Origin of the sequence: Sphingomonas sp. (assembly GCF_030145815.1) — a bacterium.
In the GTDB taxonomy this organism is placed as follows: Bacteria; Pseudomonadota; Alphaproteobacteria; order Sphingomonadales; family Sphingomonadaceae; genus Sphingomonas.
Map to the genome: position 1 here is coordinate 1 of NZ_JAIXHL010000009.1, position 15,883 is coordinate 15,883.

The window sequence follows — 15,883 nt, forward strand, 5'->3', positions numbered from 1 at the left end:
GCCTGACCCGTCTTCGAACACTCTCTCTAACCCTCATAATATCTGGAGTGAAATCATGGAAAACCGAAGGAAACCTGCGCCTCCCGCCACCACGCTCGACATAAACTGCGACTGCAAAGAATATGTCATCGACTATCTCGCAAAGAGCTTCCCGGTTCGCCTGATGGCGGTGTTCACCGACGAGAACGGAAATCCCCGCTCCAAGCCGATGATTGACGACGACGGTCGGCCGGTCCTGTGCCGCTCGGCACTGGTTGCGCGCGACCAAATGATCGAGCAGCTTTGCGCGCTGCCGCCAATCGCAACCGCGCTGGACGCGATCATCGAACGGTTCGGCATTGAGCAGGTCGCCGAGGTGACCGGGCGGAGCCGGCGGCTCGTGCTAGGTCCCAACGGGCGACAGAAGCTCCAGTCGCGAAGCCCGCGCGCCAACTTGGCCGAGAACCAGGCCTTCATGGATGGCGCAAAGCGTATCCTTGTCTTTTCCGACGCCGGAGGGACGGGCCGCAGCTATCATGCCGATCTTGGGGCCAGGAACCGGGCTCGGCGGGTCCACTTCTTGCTTGAGCCAGGCTGGCGAGCTGACGCGGCGATCCAAGGGCTGGGCCGCACAAACCGCACCAACCAGGCCTCGGCGCCGCTGTTCCGGCCGGTGACTACCGACGTGCGTGGCGAGCGGCGCTTCATTTCCACGATTGCCCGCCGCCTCGATAGCCTTGGCGCGCTCACGCGTGGACAGCGCCAGACCGGTGGACAGAATCTGTTCGATCCCGCCGACAACCTGGAGAGCAGTTACGCGAAGGAAGCCCTCACCCGCTGGTTCGGGCTCCTGTTCATCGGAAAGCTCGAGGCAGTGGGATTGGCGAAGTTCCAGAAATTGACAGGATTGCGGATTGAAGGGCCCGACGGCGGCATTGTTGACGACTTGCCGACGATCCAGCGCTGGCTCAACCGCATCTTGGCCCTGCCGATCGCGCTGCAGAACGCGATCTTCGACGAGTTTCTCGGCCTTGTCGAAGCGCGGGTCGACGCGGCCCGGCAAGCGGGAACGCTCGATCTCGGGGTCGAAACCATCGCGGTCGAGAGCTTCGAGGTACTGTCCGATACTGTGCTTCGCACCGATGCCGTGTCGGGGGCGACGACGCACCTCCTCGAGCTGGAGATCGCCCGAGCTCTGAACCCGCTGACACTATCGAGGCTCGACCAACTCTACGGCGTTAGCAGCCTCGGTCATCGGCAGTTGCGCAACTCCCGTTCGGGCCGGGTTGCCCTACTTGTGCCGGCGCGCAGCCTGCTGAGTGACGAGGGCGAGCGGATAGCGCGGTTCGAAATGCAACGTCCGCTAAAGCGGAAGTATTTCACCGCCGACCAGTTGGATGAGAGCAGCTGGGAGCCTCTTGATGAGGACGAATTTCGCCGACTGTGGCAGGCCGAAGCCGACGAGGCGGCATCGAGCCTCAAGCGCGAGCGGCTCCATCTCGCGACCGGCCTGCTGCTGCCGGTCTGGGACAAGCTTCCGTCCGATCATGTGCGCGTCAGCAGGATTTGCGCCGGAGATGGCAGGTCGCTGCTCGGTCGCGAGATCCCGCTCCACTGCGTTCCCGAACTCTGCCGCGCTCTGGGCCTAGAGGTTGGCCATAATCTTTCCGCCGACGAGACCATGCAGGCCGTTCTCACGGCGGGTCGCTCGATACAATTGGCCGGCCCAGAGCAGATCACCCTGAAGCGGAGCCTCGTGAACGGCAGTCAGCGGCTCGAGCTGACGGGATGGAGCGCAGCCCGGCTTGACTGGTACAAGGCGCATGGCTGCTTCACCGAGATCATTCGGTACCAGACACGACTTTTTGTGCCGCGCGCTGAGGGAGTGGCCATTATTTCGAGGCTCGAAAGCAAACGACGATGAACATTCGCGGCGGCTCTGCGCCCTTATCTAAGAGGTTAGTGTTTGATCTGACAGCAGCCAAAAGCAGATAAAAACTATTTCAGGTCTTTGGGCAGCAATGAAAGACATGGCCACTCCGTCGTACGTGGCAACCGTCTTGCGCGTTACGTCCGGAACGGAGCTGCACCAGCAGACGTGGGCGGAAGGCAATTGAGATTACGCAATATCGCGCCTAGCTCCTGTCGCATTCTCCTTCTGTTAACCAGGCTTCACGCTCGCGATCCTCAGTCAGCGGTTCAATTGTGCCCTGCCATGCCGCCGAGACATCTCGCCGGTTGGTTCAGTTGCCTTCGCGGTCCGCAACAGCCGGCGTCGTTACCGGCTCGCTCCAACCCAGGCCCAGCGATTTCTGAATCGCTATCCAGCTGTTGGTCATGGCGGCCATAGACCGGTTCAAGTCCGCTTCCGCCTGCCGGCGTTGCCGCAACGAGGTATTGAGGTCCGTCTGGGAGATCGCACCGGCCTTGTATCGCTGTTGATTGAGGTCGGCGGCCGTATCGGCCTGCCGCTTGATCTGCGCGAGAGCAGCAACGTTGGCGCGTTGCTGACCAAATCGGGCGAGCGACTGCTCCGCGTCCTGGAACGCGCGCAGAACGATCTCGCGATAACGCTGCAACGCCTCTTCCCGCCCGGCTTCGGCCTGGTCGATCGAAGCTGCGGTACGCCCGAAATCAAGCAGGTTCCACTGCAACTGCGGCAAGGCTATTGCCGAGAGATTGCCAAGATCGAAGATGTCATCGGGCTGCGTGCCTCCGAGGCCAAGAATGCCCATGAAGGAAAGCTTCGGGAATCGAGCCGCTTCGGCCACTCCGATCCGGGCATTGGCTGCCGCAAGCGTCCGCTCGGCGGCGCGAATGTCGGGCCTTCGGGCGATCAGCGCGGCAGGGTCGCCCACGGCCACGCGCGCCGGCGGGAGAGGGATGGCCGAGGCATTCGACAATAGCTGGTCGAGACTGCCGGGTGCTTCCCCGGTGAGAACCGCCAAGGTGTCTTTCAGGACCGCGATATCCGCGGTGGCTTCCGCGATCTGCGACTTCAAAAGTTCGAGTTCGGCATTTGCGTTGCCGACGGGAAACAACGCAAGAGCGCCCTGCGTGTACCTCTGGTAAGTCAGCTCAAGGGTCTGCTGCTGCAATTGGCGCTGCTGCTCGGCAAGGTTGAGCCGCGCCTGGGCCTCCCGGAGACCCACGTAAGCCCTCGCGATTTCCGCCGTGAGCTGGACCTGCGCATCCTCCGCGTTCGCCACGCTCGCGGCGGCCTGAGCATTGGCGGCTTCGATGCGCCTCTTCTGTCCTCCGGCGAAGTCTATTTCCCAGTTCGCATTGAGCCCCACGTTATAGACGCTCAACGTGTCCTCTTCCTCGGTTTGGCTGGGCGTCCCCGGCGTTCCGGCCGGTGGGCCGCTCTGCAGGTCGAGTCCGGGTATCTTGGCCTGGATCGAGGTTGCCTGGCCGGCGACCGACGGAAGCCGGTTCGCACGTTCCTGGCGCAGCGAGGCGCGCGCCTGGTCGATCCTAGCACGCGCGGCGGCGACGCCGGGATTTCCAGCAAGCGCGCGTGCTTCCAGGTCGTTGAGCACGGGATCGCCCAACAGCAACCACCAGTCGCTAGCGAGCGGCGCTTGCGGATCCACATCGGAACCTGCACGCAGAAAGCCATCGGCCCCAACCGTCTTGATCGTAGGCGGTCCGGCATAATCGGGACCGGCTGTGCATGCTCCGAGAAGAGCAAAAGTGGAAAGGAGCGGAATCAGCTTGCGCATGAATATCTCAATGCATCGAAAGTGAGGCGTTCTTGGGCAGCGCCCGAAGAAACATCACAAGTGGAACGGTTGCGAGCGTGATCGCCCCCATGACGAAGAACACATCGTTGTAGGTCATGACGAAGGCCTCGCGTTGGATGGTGCCCGAAAGCGTTTGCAGGGCCGCCTGCGGGCTGCCCAGCGACGCAGCGAGACCATCGAGGTACTCCTGCAAACGACTGCCATTCGCGTTGAGCGTTTCTTCCATCCGCCTGCTGTGATGCCAGAGCCGTTGGTCCTGAAACGAGGCGAGCCCGGCGAGGGCGAAAGACCCGCCCAGATTGCGTGCGGCGTTGAAGATCCCCGAAGCGTCCCCCGCATCTTCCTTGGCAACAGAGGCGACGGTCGCCTGGTTAAGGAACATCATCGTCAGGATCATCCCGATGCCGCGCAGGAACTGGCTTTCGGTGAAGACGCCGCCGCCCGATTCGGCTGTCAGGCTGATCGAGATGAAGCAGCTGAGCGCCATGATCAGCATCCCGGCTCCCACGGCGATACGGATGTGAATCCTACGGATCATGAACGGCAGAAAGGGCATCATCAGGAAGGCGGGCACGCCCATCCAGAAGATCACGAGGCCCGTCTGCAAAGCATTGTAGTCGGAGATGATCGTCAGAAATTGAGGGATCACATAAGTGGATCCATACATCACCATACCGAGCGCTAGGGCCATGACGACCACGCTTGCGAATTGCCGGCTAAACATCAGACGAAGCTTCAATACGGGCTTTCTCGCGTAGAGCTGGCCGTAAGTCAGCAGCGCGAACCCCACGACCGCGACGATCGTGAGCTGAATGATCATCGCGGATTCGAACCACTCTTCGCGGTGTCCCTCCTCCAGTACCACCGTCAAGCCGCCGAGGCCGAGGATCATTCCCAGAATGCCTGCCCAGTCCGCCTCTCGTAGATAGACCCAGTCCGGCTTTTCGTGCGGCAGGCCGATAAACAGCAACAGGAGAAGCAGGGCGCAGACCGGGACGTTGACGAAGAAGGCATAGTGCCAGCTCAGATTCTCGGTCAGCCACCCGCCGACCAACGGTCCCATGACTGGGCCGAGGATTACCGTCATGCCAAACAAGGCCATTCCGATAGGCTGCTGCGATGGCGGCAGCCGTTTGGCGACGATCGTCATCGCGGTCGGGATAAGCGCGCCACCCATAAAGCCCTGGCCGACGCGCCCGATGATCATTGTGGTTAAATCTGTCGCGATGCCGCAGAGGATGGAAAACGCGGTGAACGCGCTCACCGCTATGATCAGCAGGGTCCGAAGTCCGAGAAGCCGCTCCAGCCAAGCACTCAGCGGGATGATGATGATTTCGGCAACGAGAAAGGCAGTCGCAATCCAGGTGCCTTCCGTTCCGGTCGCACCAATCTCGCCTTGGATGGTGGGCAGCGCCGAATTGACGATCGAGATGTCAAGCGTCGCCAGCATTGCGCCCAGTGCACCGGCAGCCACCGCGATCCATGCGGTTGCGTCGGCGCGCTCGGAAGAACCGGCGATGCGTGTCGGCGATGCCGCTTCCATCGTTGGTCAGCGCGCCCGCGCGCTGAGCGCGTTGAGTTCGCCCTTCGCGCCGCGGGTGTCGACCGTTGCCACCACCGACATGCCCGGCACCAGCAGGCGCCGGACCTCGGGCGTCGCCTGTATCGAGATCCGAACGGGGATCCGCTGGACAATCTTCGTGAAATTACCGGTGGCGTTCTGCGGCGGGAGGATGGAGAACTCGGCACCGGTCCCGGGTGCGATGCTTTCAACTCGCCCCTCGAGTTCGAGGTCGGGAAGTGCGTCGATCTCCAGAGCGACCGGCTGTCCGCGCCGGATCAAACCAAGCTGGGTTTCCTTGAAATTCGCGGTAACATAAATCCGATCAGTCGGGACCACGCTCATGAGCCGTTGCCCTGGCTGAACGTATTGGCCGGCGCGAACCGTCAAATCGCCGACCCGCCCAGTGATGCTCGCGCGCAGCGTTGTCGCCGACAAGTTGAGACGCGCGGCTTCGAGCTGCGCGCGCGCGGCGTTCGCTTGTGAATTAGCCTGTTGGATTTGCTCGCCTAGAGTACCTAGTCGCCTCTGCGCAGCCAGAAGCCCGGCTCTCGCCGCCGCAACTTGAGCCTGCGCTTCACGGGCCTGCGCCTGTAGCTGGTCCAACTTTTCTCGAGGTTCGGCTCCGGTCGCAGCAAGCGGGCGATAGCGGGCGACCTGTTCCCCTGCGAGCGCCGCCTGCGCCGTGGCTGCCGCCAGTTGGGCGCGGGCCTGATCGATCGCGGCATCCTGTTCGCGCTGCTGAGCGCGAACCGTGTCTGCGCCCGCCAGTGTCGCGGCAATCTGCGCAGTGACCTGGTTCGACTGCGCGCGGTAGTCGCGAATGTCTAGCTGAGCGAGCGCGTCGCCTTCCCTCACCGGCTGGTTTTCCGTGACCAGCACGCGGTCGACATATCCGGCCACTTTAGGCGCGACCACCACGCTGTCGGCCGCAACATAGGCGTTGTCGGTCGATTGCTGATACTGTCCGTATGTCTCATTCCGGTAGTACCAGATAGCGGCCGCGATGAGTACGAGGAGCCCGGCGAGCACCAGACCGCGCCGAACTTTTGGGTTGGAGAGCGCCTTGGGTTTATCCTTTTCGTTATCGACTTCGGCGTCGATTGCCTGTCCCATGTCTTCGGCCATATGCCTTCGCACTCCGTAGCTGCGCCCCTGACGCGTCCGCGCCACATAGGCTTTTCACGCATATATGAAAGCCCTTTACTAATTCCAGCCTCAAGGTAGCCTGCCGTTTATGACTGGCCAGACGACGAGCCCCAATCTCGGAAGCATCGTAAACGACGATGATCGCGCCATTTTCCTGATGGACGAAATCAGCCGGGCGGCACGAAGAGCATTCGACGAACGCACCCAGCCCATGGGGCTGAACCGTACTCAGTGGAGGGTGCTGGCCCAGCTCATTAAGGATCCGTCGCTAAATCAATCGGACATCGCCAGGCAGCTCGAACTCGAGTCGGCTACTGTTGGTCTCGCTGTCACGGCATTATGCGATCAGGGATACATCATCCGTCGCCGCGACAGGAGCGATGGCCGGGCCTGGCAGCTCGACCTGACGAGGAAGGTTGAGGACATCCTGCCCGAACTCAGGAGCGCCGCTGACGCGACACATGAGAAGTTATGGGCAGGGGTGTCCCCAGCACAGAAAGATGCTCTGGCCGACGTGTTGGCAATCATGAGCGCAAACGCACGTGGACTGCTCGCAGATGCCTGACCCGCCTGTTCCGACATTGAGCGATAGTCGCCGTCTGGCGCAGGTGATCGGCATTCTTGGAAGACACGGTCTGAACGGCCTTTCGGCAAGTCTCGGGATCGGGCGGAGCCGCGGGGATGTGGCTCCTCCGCGACCCGACGCGGTCGTTTCTGCACTGCGCGAGATCGGCCCTGTCGCAGTCAAGTTCGGCCAGGTTCTGGCAATGCGGAGCGACATGCTCCCACCCGAATGGACCACTGCGCTCGCGACTCTGCAAGATCGAGTCCCGGCCGTGCCATTTGCCGAAGTTCAGCATTCGCTTGAAGCGGCATTGAGCGCGCCGGTCTCCGACTATTTCGAATACTTCGACGAGACGCCGCTTGCTGCAGGGTCCATCGCGCAGGTCCACGCCGCAGTGCGCAGGGATGGCGCTCCTGTAATCATCAAGATCAGGCGCCCCGGTATCGAGGAGATCGTGGACGCCGACCTTCGTCTGCTCCGGCGGCTTGCCCGTCTGGCGCAGCGGGTCAATCCCGCGATCGCCCGCCAGCGCCCCGATGAACTTCTGCGGTTCTTTGCCGAGAGCCTGGACCGCGAGATGGATCTTTCAGCGGAAGGGAACGCCAGCGACGAGATTGGCGCATTCCTGGCCGGTCTCGGCGTGGAGACGGCCCGCTTTGATTGGGAGGCCACCGGAAGGAGCATCAATATTCAGGAGCGGGTCGATGGCCTGCCTGCGACCGAGCTGGAGCAGCCGCGCGCCGCGGGCATCGACATGGCGCAAGTGGCGCGAACCTACGCCCAGGCCGTCTTGCAAATGATCGTGATCAACGGTCGTTTTCATGCGGATCCCCATCCCGGCAACATCCTGATCAAAACGGACGGCACCGTCATCTTCATTGACTTCGGCGCCGTCGGGACACTGCTGCCTCATCGCCGCGACGAACTCGTAGACCTTTCGCTCGCGATCGCGGGTGAAGACACGGCCACTCTGGCACGCATTCTCCTGCGTTGGGCCGGCGACCCTCCCGTCGATCGCGAAGCACTCGCCCGTGCACTTGCGGGACTGATTGATCGGTTTAAGGCGTCGGTGCTTGACCAGATCGATCTCGGCGAGGTGTTCTCCGACGTGTTCCGCCTGTTGCGGGAGTTCGAGCTGTCGCTACCTCCAGACCTCGCGTTGATGTTGCGCACGCTGCTTACGGCGGAAGGTTTCGTGCGGCGCATCGACCCCCGGTTCGACATCGGCGCGGAACTGGCCCCGATCGCTAGGAAATTGCTTCGCGAACGCGTCGGATTTGGAGAACTGCGTGACAAGGCGCGTCGCACGGCCGCGCTTTTGGGGCGGGCAGTGCTGAATGCCCCCGAACTCGTGTCAGAGCTGGAGAAGATCGTGCGATCGGGCCGGTTGCCGATCAGCCTCGACCGCCGGGATCTAGAGTTTCTGGTGAGCGGCGGTCGCCATCGGCCTCTCGCTGGTCATCATGTCATTTCTGCTGCCCTTATTATCGCGGCAGCCATTCTATCAGAGGGACAGCCAACGCTGGCCGGAGCATGCGCATTTCTCTCGACTGCGATAATCGCAGTCGGATGGTTTCGTCGGAAATGAAGACGCCTGGATATCGTCCAGAATTGCCGAATCAGCCAACATAGGCACCCCGGCCACTTGCGAGCAGTCGCTGCGTCCGATCCTCGATTTTGGTCTCCGCGACGCTCAATTTCTTGCCGAGTTTGACGAGACTGCCAATTGCGCGCAGTGGACCGGAGGTGGCAGGACGGTGAAAATCGACGCGAAGGTCGGCGGTCGCCCGTGCGGTGCCGCCCAGCGCGTTGACGGTGTAGAGTCCGGTCAGGTCGATCAACGCCGACAAGATGCCGCCATGCGCCGACCCGATCATCGGGTTGGAGACGATCTCGTCCCGCCACGGCATTTCGAGGACCAGTTCCCGCTCGGTCAAATCGACAATATCGAGGCCGAGCCAGCGGTGAAACGGCGCGATGTGGAGCATCTTGCGGAGTTCGGCGAGTTCGGGCCTCTCGGTGCGGCTAGTCATCTTGCATCGCTCGCGGCATGAGTTCGGATCAGGAAGTCGGCAATCGCCGCGCCGAAGACATCGTTCTGGTCGCCGACCACCATGTGCGTGGCATCGGCAATGTCGCTATAGGCGGCATGTGGGACCAATCTCCGGAAATGCGCCACCGCCTCCGGCGAGACGAGATCGCTCGAACCGCCCCTGACCAGATGTACTGGAAGCGCGAGGTTCATGGCGGCTTTGCTGAGTTCGCTCCTCCCGTGATCGCCCAGATCGCCGTTCTGCGCATGGCGACGCATCACTCCATCGATAAAAGCGGGATCCCAGTGCCAGTAGTAGCGCCCGTCGGGCTTCTGGCGGAGGTAGTGGGCAAGGCCCGCCGATGCCTTGCGGCTTGGGCGATGCGGCAGATATTCGGAAATGATGCGCGCGGCTTCGTTCGCAGAGGCAAAGCCCTCGCGCGCATGGGCGGCCATGAAGCCGACAACCCGCGCAACGCCGGTTGCTTCCATTTGCGGGGTAATGTCGACCAGCGTCAGCGAGGCGAAGCTGCCGGGGGAAAGCTGCCCTTCGGCGACTATTCCGGCCAGCCCCCCCAGCGACGCGCCGATCAGCGCTGGCTTGCGATCCAGCCCGGCGGCGATGGCGACTAGGTCGCTGGCGAAGTCGGCAATGTCGTAGGCTCCGTCGCTGGCCCAATCGCTATCGCCATGACCGCGCAGATCGATGGCGATGGTGCGAAAGCCGTGGCTGGCGAGCAGGGTCGAAATTCTTTTCCAGGCACGTCGGGTCTGCCCGCCGCCGTGCGCGAGAATGACCGGCATTCCATCGCCTGCGCCTTCGATGGTGGCGGCAATGGCATGGCCGGTCTGACCTTGCAGCTTGATCGAGTCACCTTCCATGAGGATTTCTTACTGTAAGATGTCTTACAGTAAAGACTATTCAGTAGGCAGCTTGTCGCCTATGGCTCTTGTCGAATGGCGAAGGAAATCAACCGGGACAGTTACCTGACCGAAACTGACGAGATTATCTTTCTCGTCGAGGAAGTCCCACGCAAGCTGCGCAAGCTGTTCGACGCCTCAACCGCCAAAATGGACCTGTCCCGCACCCAATGGCGCGCGCTTGCCTACATTTTCCGCTCGCCAGGACTGACTCAGACCGAACTCGCCAAATGCCTCGAACTCGAGCGCGCCAGCGTAGGGCATGTCATCGATCAGCTTGAAAAGGCCAAATATGTCGAACGGCGCTCGATTAAAGGCAATCGCCGGGTATGGACACTTCATCTGCTGCCACGGGCAATCGAGATACTTCCATTTCTGCGGCATGAAGCAGATGCGATTTACTCGCGCCTGCTATCTGGCATATCGAGCCATGAACTACTGCCACTGAAAATTCTATTCAAAACAATGTTAGGAAATCTCGAGGATTAGATGTTGCGACGCACGCATCCACTCGATCCGAAAAGATCCCTCGTATTGGTAGAGCGCCCGCGAGTACATTCGTCTAACCGGTTCGGATTGTGGCGATTGTGGATGGCAACGGCGACTCCCGTGTTCGCGTGACGTGATGAGCTGCCTTCGCGGGACGCGCCACTCCTGCAATTCGCATTTGGCTTACTCGGCGCATACGGGACGTACCCGATGTTCGACTATCGGCGCTGCGTCTCTCAGTGAATTCGCGGGCTAGCTCCGGCCATAGGGTTGGCAGGGATATCGCTACCTTCGAGCTGCTGCTGACGATCCCCTGCAAGGCGTATCACCGCAGTTTTAGCGCGGAGCTTGTCGAAGACTTTCACGGCATCGATTTGGCGGGTGTATCTTGCGACGTAGCAATGCTGCTTGCGGAGGCGGCGATGCCGTAGTGGCCGATGGTTGTATGAGATTTCGGGCTAGAAAGTCCGCGCCATCGCTTCGAATTCCTGCGAGCCGCCAGTCTCCAGTAGGCCCCAAAGCAGTCCAATAGAGGAGAGTGGGCTTTGCCCCTGATCGAGCCCCGAGGTCGTCGATGGTCGGCGTGCCGGGCTCGCAGTCAGGAGAAGTCCCCATGATCAAGGCGATCCCGCTGAACAAGCTCTTTCAGTCGCCCCGGAATGTGCGCCGACATGCCGACGCCGCAGCCGATGTCGAGCTCAAGGCCAGCATTGCTGCCCACGGCCTTTTGCAGAATCTCATCGTGCGGCCAGCCGCCAAGGGCAAGTTCGAGGTCGAGGCGGGCGAACGCCGTCGCCGCGCGATGCTGGCTCTGGTCACCGACAGGCTGCTTCCGCGCGACCATGCGGTCACCTGCCTCGTGCTTGAGGATGCCGACGAGGCGGCCGTCGAGACCAGCCTCGCCGAGAACTTCCACCGTCTCGCAATGAACCCGGCCGACGAGGCACAAGCATTTGCCTCGCTTGTCGAAGGCGGGGCGTCGACCGAGGACGTCGCGCGTCGCTTCGGTCTCACCGTCCGCTTCGTCGAAGGCCGGCTGCGCCTTGCGCGGCTCGCTCCGATTGTCTTCGAGGCCTTGGCTTCGGGCGAGATCACCCTCGACATGGCCAAGGCCTTCGGCGCGACTTCGGACCAGGAGATCCAGGCGCGCGTGTTCGAGCAGGTCACCTCGTCCTACTACGCTCCCAGCCCGGACAGCATCCGTCGCATGGTGCTTTCGGGCACGGTCCGCGGCAGCGATCCGCGCGCCCGGCTCGTCGGACGCGACGCCTATGTCGCGGCCGGCGGCCGCCTCGAGCGCGAGCTGTTCGACGACGACGACAGCGAATCCTGGGTGGACGTGGCCCTGCTCGAAAGCCTGGCCCAGGCGCGCATGGAAGAGCACGCCAGGGCGGTCGCCGCCAAGCAGGGGCTTGCCTGGGTCAAGCCGACCCTCGATACCTACGCCAGCCACGACCTTGTCAGCGGACTCGTGCGGCTCCCCGCAGAGCCTGCGCCGCTGACCGAGGCGGAAATCGCCCGGCTCGACGACCTCGACGCCTCCTACGACGAGCACGCCGCGATCCTCGAAGACGAGGAAAGCGCCGAGGAGGCGGTGGCGGCAGCCGAAGCGGCGCTCGAGGCGATCGAACGCGAGAGCCAGGAGATCCGGAGTCGCCCGCCCGTGCTCGCGCCGGAACTCAAGACGGAGGCGGGAATGATCCTGACCCTGTCGCGCGACGGCACTCCGGTGCTCCAGCCGGTCTTCTACGGCGAGCGCAAAGTCGAAGGCCAAGCCGAGGACGGCGAAATTGAAATCGTTGCCGGGGATGGCGGCGAAGGCCGTCGGCGCTCGGCTCTGTCGAAGCGGCTCGTCGACGAGCTCGCGATGCAGCGCCGCGACGTGCTTGCGCTTCATATGGCTTCCGAACCCGGCCTTGCGCTCGACTTCATGGTCTTCACGCTTGCCGATGCCGACACCCACGACTGGCGCTCGCGTTCGGCTACGACGCTGCGGGGCGGCGCGCCGGCTGGTCCGATCGTCGGGTTCGAGGCCAAGGATGCGCCCGCGACCGCCGCCCTCGCTGAGCTCCGGACCGGACTCGACGAGAGCTGGCGCTCCGGCGAGGACGCCGCTGCGCGCTTCGACGCGTTCCGGCTCCTCTCGGAGGAAGACCGGGCCGCGTGGCTCGGCTTCGTCACTGCGCGCACGCTCGAGGCGAGCCTCAACATGGCCGGGGAACGGCGGATTGCCTTCCAGGACCATCTCGGCTCCCTGATCGGGATCGACACCGCCCAGTGGTGGCGGCCCACCGCCGCCAACTACTTCGACCGGGTGTCGAAGCAGGTGATCCTCGACGCGCTCGCCGATGTCGGCGGGGCCGAGCTCTCCGCCCGCTTTGCCTCGGTCAAGAAGGCCGACCTTGCGGCGAGCGCCGAGCGCGTCTTTGCCGGGACGTACATCACCGAGGCCGACGTTCGCGAGCGGGCGCTCGCCTGGGTGCCGGACGTCATGCGCTTCGCGAACTCCTCGCCCAGCGAGCCGGAGGCGGAGGCCTGTCTCGGCGAAGACGCTGTCTCGGAGGTCGGCGACGACCACCAGACCCCGCACGAGCTGGCCGCCTGACCTCCTCCTGACAGGCAGCCCACTCGTTCCGGCGAAGCGGTCCCCAGCCTTCGCGCAGGGGGCCGCTTCTTGCTTGGACCGAGAGAAGAGGAAGCGCGCGGGTCTGCGGCGATGCCGGCGAACGCTCCGGCCGGCCCGATCAGGAGACCCAGCATGGCTTTTCGCAAGTCCCAGCCTGGCGGGCAGTCCCCCGCCGCCCGCATCACCCAGGAGATCATTGCCCGTCTCGAGGCCGGCACCCGGCCCTGGATCAAGCCTTGGCGGGGGCTGCCCGTCTCGCGCCCGTTGCGCGCCTGCGGCACGCCCTATCGCGGCATGAACGTGTTCTGGCTGTGGATGGTCGCCGACATGTGCGGCTACGCCTCGCCTTTCTGGATGACCTACAACCAGGCGAACAAACTCGGAGGACAGGTCCGCAAGGGCGAGAAATCGACGATCGCCATCTTCTACAAGAGCTACGTCAAGGAAGTGGAATGCGGCGATGCCTGGGAACCGGGCGAAGAGACACGGCGCGTCCTCAAGGCCTATCCGGTCTTCAACGCCGCTCAGGTCGACGGCCTGCCCACGCGGTTTCATCCGGCCGGGGCCATCGAAATCGTCGAGCCGGAGGGGCGCAAGCGCGAACTCGACGCCTTCTTCGCGGGCATTCCGGCGGCACTCCGGCACCAGGGAGACGAGGCCTATTACGAGCCCGTCGCGGATCGCATCACGATGCCACCGTCGCACCTCTTTTCGGGTTTCGACCATTATTACGCGACGCTCGCCCATGAGCTCTCGCACTGGACGGGTCATTCGACCCGCCTCGGGCGGGACCTCAGGAACCGCTTCGGCTCGGCCGCCTACGCGGCCGAAGAGCTCGTCGCCGAGCTTTCGAGCGCCATGCTCGGAGCTGAACTCGGTCTTCCCGTGGCCCATCTCGACAGCCACGCAAGCTACATCGACCACTGGCTCAAGCTGCTCAGGGAAGACGACCGCGCGATCCTGACCGCCGCGGCCCGGGCCGAGGAGGCGTCGAGCCTTCTCCTGAAGCTCGGCGGCCGTGAGACCGCCGTGGCCGAAGAGCCCGGCGACGACGCGCTGGCCGCCTGAAGGGAGGGCACCATGAGCCGATCCGTCAGCTATCCCAACGGCGCCATTGTCGCCTTCACCGTCCTCGAGGTCGAGCGCGCCGAGGATTGGGAGCTCGAATACGAATGGCTGCGCGATGACCTCACGGAGCGCGCGGCGGCCGCCTTCCCCTCGCTCCTGCAGCACGACGCCTGGCGGGGCCGCGAGGATCGGATCCTGCTGCGCAACGCCTATGCCGACTTCGGCGTCTCGATCTACGGTGGCCTCGTCGCGGTGTGGATCGCCGAGCGCGACGACGGCGCCTATTGGGATGCTGACTGCAGGACTGCCCGGTCGCCGCGAGCACAACGCTGGCTCCGCCAGATCGCCAGCCGCTTCGACCACCTGTTCGGCGACTACGACTGCCTCGGACGCATGTCGAACGGTGAAGCCGTCTATCGCAAGCGTGCCTGACCCCGGGGCGGGAAAAGCGACGCCCCTGCCCCTTTCCATTGCGGGCGCCCGCTTCCTCCAGTCGTGGCACGCGCCACGCAAGAGAGGCCCTGGGCCAGCCGGCCGGGTCCGCAACCCGGCCTCGCCAGGCCCGTGTTGGCCCGGTCCCTGCGGGCCCGTTCCGGCCCGCGCCAGCCTGGCGATGCGGGTTTCCCCTCCGGGTGCGGAGCCCGGCCTTGAAGCTGGCCCTGACGGGCTCTCGCTGCCGCGGCCATGACGGCCTTCCTGGCAGCGCCACCAGTCAGGAGGACAAGATGCACAGCTCATTCGCAGATCAGCTCGCCGGGCTCGACCTTTCCGGCTTTTCGATCGGTCCCGCGCCGGTCTCTTCCGACGATTTTCCGCTTCGCGAAGCGGTCGTGCAGACGCTCGAAGCAGTTTGGTCCGATCTCTTTGCCATGATCTCGGGAACCGCGCTCGAGGCCGACGCCGAGGATCTCGGCTGGGCCTTCGTCAACATCTTTCACCGGTCCGCGACCCGCAAGTCGACGGCGCTCGACCGCGCCACCGACGAGGTCCGGGCCCTGATCGCCACCGCGGACGGTTCCGAGGTCCAGACGCACGAACTCGAGACCCAGGTCGAGCGTGCGCAATGCGCCGAAGCGGCGATGCTGGCGCTCGAGGAAATGCGCGAGGTCGCCGCGGCGCTCTACCTCAATGAGTTCGGCTCTTCGTGGAAGCCGGTCTCGAGCTCGCGCTTCAATCACAGCGCGATGCTGACTTCCGCCCTGGTCGAAGGGCGCGATTTCCTGCGCGCCCGCGCCGAAGCCAAGCGGCGCGCTGCAATGCCCGAAGGAACCCCGGTGGTATTCGCCGGCGGGCGTACCCGCCATGCGACCGAAGCCGACGCGCTCGCGTTCGCCAACAACGTCTGGGCAACCCTGGACAAGGTCCGCGACCGCGTGCCCGACATGGTCCTCATCCACGGCGGCGACAGCAAGGGCGTGGACCGGCTCGCCTCGTCCTGGGCCGAGCGGCGGCAGGTGCCGCAGGTGACGTTCTCGCTCGACATGCGGCTCGGCGCTCGCGCCGGCTTCAAGCGCAACGAGCGCATGCTCTCGCTCGACCCCCGCTATGTGGTCGCCTTTCCGGGAAACGGTGTTCTCGAGCGGCTCGTGATCGAAGCCAAGGCGCGCCGGATCACCGTGGTCGATCGGCGGGGTCCGCTCGGGACATGCCCGCGCAGCACGGCGGTCGCCGCCGAGTAGGGCGCGCGCGCCTTCGCGCCAGCGCCAACTCGGCGCTGGCAGCTGCACCAGAGGGGAGGCATCTTCTG

The 15,883-nt window shown here is 63.8% G+C and carries 13 protein-coding genes; 8 read left to right on the top strand and 5 right to left on the bottom strand.

Going from position 1 to position 15,883, the window contains the following annotated elements; genetic code table 11:
• Positions 1 to 163 precede the first annotated feature (163 nt).
• Positions 164 to 1,903 (top strand): strawberry notch C-terminal domain-containing protein, encoded by a 1,740-nt coding sequence (locus KYX69_RS09420; RefSeq protein WP_300496772.1) that lies wholly within the window; start codon positions 164 to 166, stop codon positions 1,901 to 1,903.
• Positions 1,904 to 2,222: 319 nt separating this feature from the next.
• On the opposite strand, the gene KYX69_RS09425 is transcribed toward KYX69_RS09420, so the two are convergent.
• From KYX69_RS09425 to KYX69_RS09435, 3 genes are read right to left on the bottom strand one after another with little or no spacing between them, the layout of a single operon-like run.
• Complete coding sequence (locus tag KYX69_RS09425; protein WP_066672093.1) at positions 2,223 to 3,704, bottom strand: efflux transporter outer membrane subunit; 1,482 nt, start codon at positions 3,702 to 3,704, stop codon at positions 2,223 to 2,225.
• 7 nt (positions 3,705 to 3,711) lie between these two features.
• Positions 3,712 to 5,268 carry an MDR family MFS transporter gene (locus tag KYX69_RS09430; protein ID WP_300496469.1) on the bottom strand — a complete coding sequence of 519 codons (1,557 nt, stop codon included), beginning with the start codon at positions 5,266 to 5,268 and terminating at the stop codon, positions 3,712 to 3,714.
• A gap of 6 nt (positions 5,269 to 5,274) precedes the next feature.
• Entirely contained in the window at positions 5,275 to 6,402 is a 1,128-nt protein-coding gene (locus KYX69_RS09435) for an HlyD family secretion protein (RefSeq protein WP_066672098.1), read from the bottom strand.
• Between the two features lie 121 nt (positions 6,403 to 6,523).
• Between KYX69_RS09435 and KYX69_RS09440 the strand changes: the two genes are divergently transcribed.
• Both KYX69_RS09440 and KYX69_RS09445 read left to right on the top strand, forming a co-directional pair.
• The gene (locus KYX69_RS09440; RefSeq protein WP_066672090.1) at positions 6,524 to 7,000 is read left to right on the top strand and encodes a MarR family winged helix-turn-helix transcriptional regulator; all 477 of its coding nucleotides are present in this window, start codon (positions 6,524 to 6,526) and stop codon (positions 6,998 to 7,000) included.
• Positions 6,993 to 8,588, top strand: a complete 1,596-nt coding sequence (locus tag KYX69_RS09445; protein WP_300496473.1) for an AarF/UbiB family protein — start codon at positions 6,993 to 6,995, stop codon at positions 8,586 to 8,588. Before KYX69_RS09440 ends, KYX69_RS09445 begins: the two co-directional genes overlap by 8 nt.
• A 31-nt stretch (positions 8,589 to 8,619) precedes the next feature.
• Here the strand turns inward: KYX69_RS09445 and KYX69_RS09450 are convergent, their stop codons facing one another.
• Together KYX69_RS09450 and KYX69_RS09455 are read right to left on the bottom strand one after the other, a co-directional pair.
• Positions 8,620 to 9,033 (bottom strand): hotdog fold thioesterase, encoded by a 414-nt coding sequence (locus KYX69_RS09450; protein WP_066672086.1) that lies wholly within the window; start codon positions 9,031 to 9,033, stop codon positions 8,620 to 8,622.
• The gene (locus tag KYX69_RS09455; RefSeq protein ID WP_066672084.1) at positions 9,030 to 9,914 is read right to left on the bottom strand and encodes an alpha/beta hydrolase; all 885 of its coding nucleotides are present in this window, start codon (positions 9,912 to 9,914) and stop codon (positions 9,030 to 9,032) included. Before KYX69_RS09455 ends, KYX69_RS09450 begins: the two co-directional genes overlap by 4 nt.
• Positions 9,915 to 9,989: 75 nt before the next feature.
• Here KYX69_RS09455 and KYX69_RS09460 point away from each other — a divergent pair, with 75 nt between their 5' ends.
• The 5 genes from KYX69_RS09460 to KYX69_RS09480 all read left to right on the top strand — a co-directional run bounded on the left by KYX69_RS09460 (position 9,990) and on the right by KYX69_RS09480 (position 15,815).
• Positions 9,990 to 10,442 (top strand): MarR family winged helix-turn-helix transcriptional regulator, encoded by a 453-nt coding sequence (locus KYX69_RS09460; RefSeq protein ID WP_066672083.1) that lies wholly within the window; start codon positions 9,990 to 9,992, stop codon positions 10,440 to 10,442.
• 613 nt (positions 10,443 to 11,055) lie between these two features.
• The gene (locus KYX69_RS09465; protein WP_300496478.1) at positions 11,056 to 13,047 is read left to right on the top strand and encodes a ParB/RepB/Spo0J family partition protein; all 1,992 of its coding nucleotides are present in this window, start codon (positions 11,056 to 11,058) and stop codon (positions 13,045 to 13,047) included.
• Between the two features lie 153 nt (positions 13,048 to 13,200).
• A complete protein-coding gene (locus KYX69_RS09470; RefSeq protein ID WP_066672077.1) occupies positions 13,201 to 14,136 on the top strand; it encodes a zincin-like metallopeptidase domain-containing protein in 936 nt (311 codons plus the stop codon).
• Positions 14,137 to 14,148: 12 nt separating this feature from the next.
• Positions 14,149 to 14,568, top strand: coding sequence for a hypothetical protein (locus KYX69_RS09475; protein WP_066672075.1), 420 nt, complete (start codon positions 14,149 to 14,151; stop codon positions 14,566 to 14,568).
• Between the two features lie 293 nt (positions 14,569 to 14,861).
• The gene (locus KYX69_RS09480; protein ID WP_066672073.1) at positions 14,862 to 15,815 is read left to right on the top strand and encodes a DUF2493 domain-containing protein; all 954 of its coding nucleotides are present in this window, start codon (positions 14,862 to 14,864) and stop codon (positions 15,813 to 15,815) included.
• Positions 15,816 to 15,883: the final 68 nt, after the last annotated feature.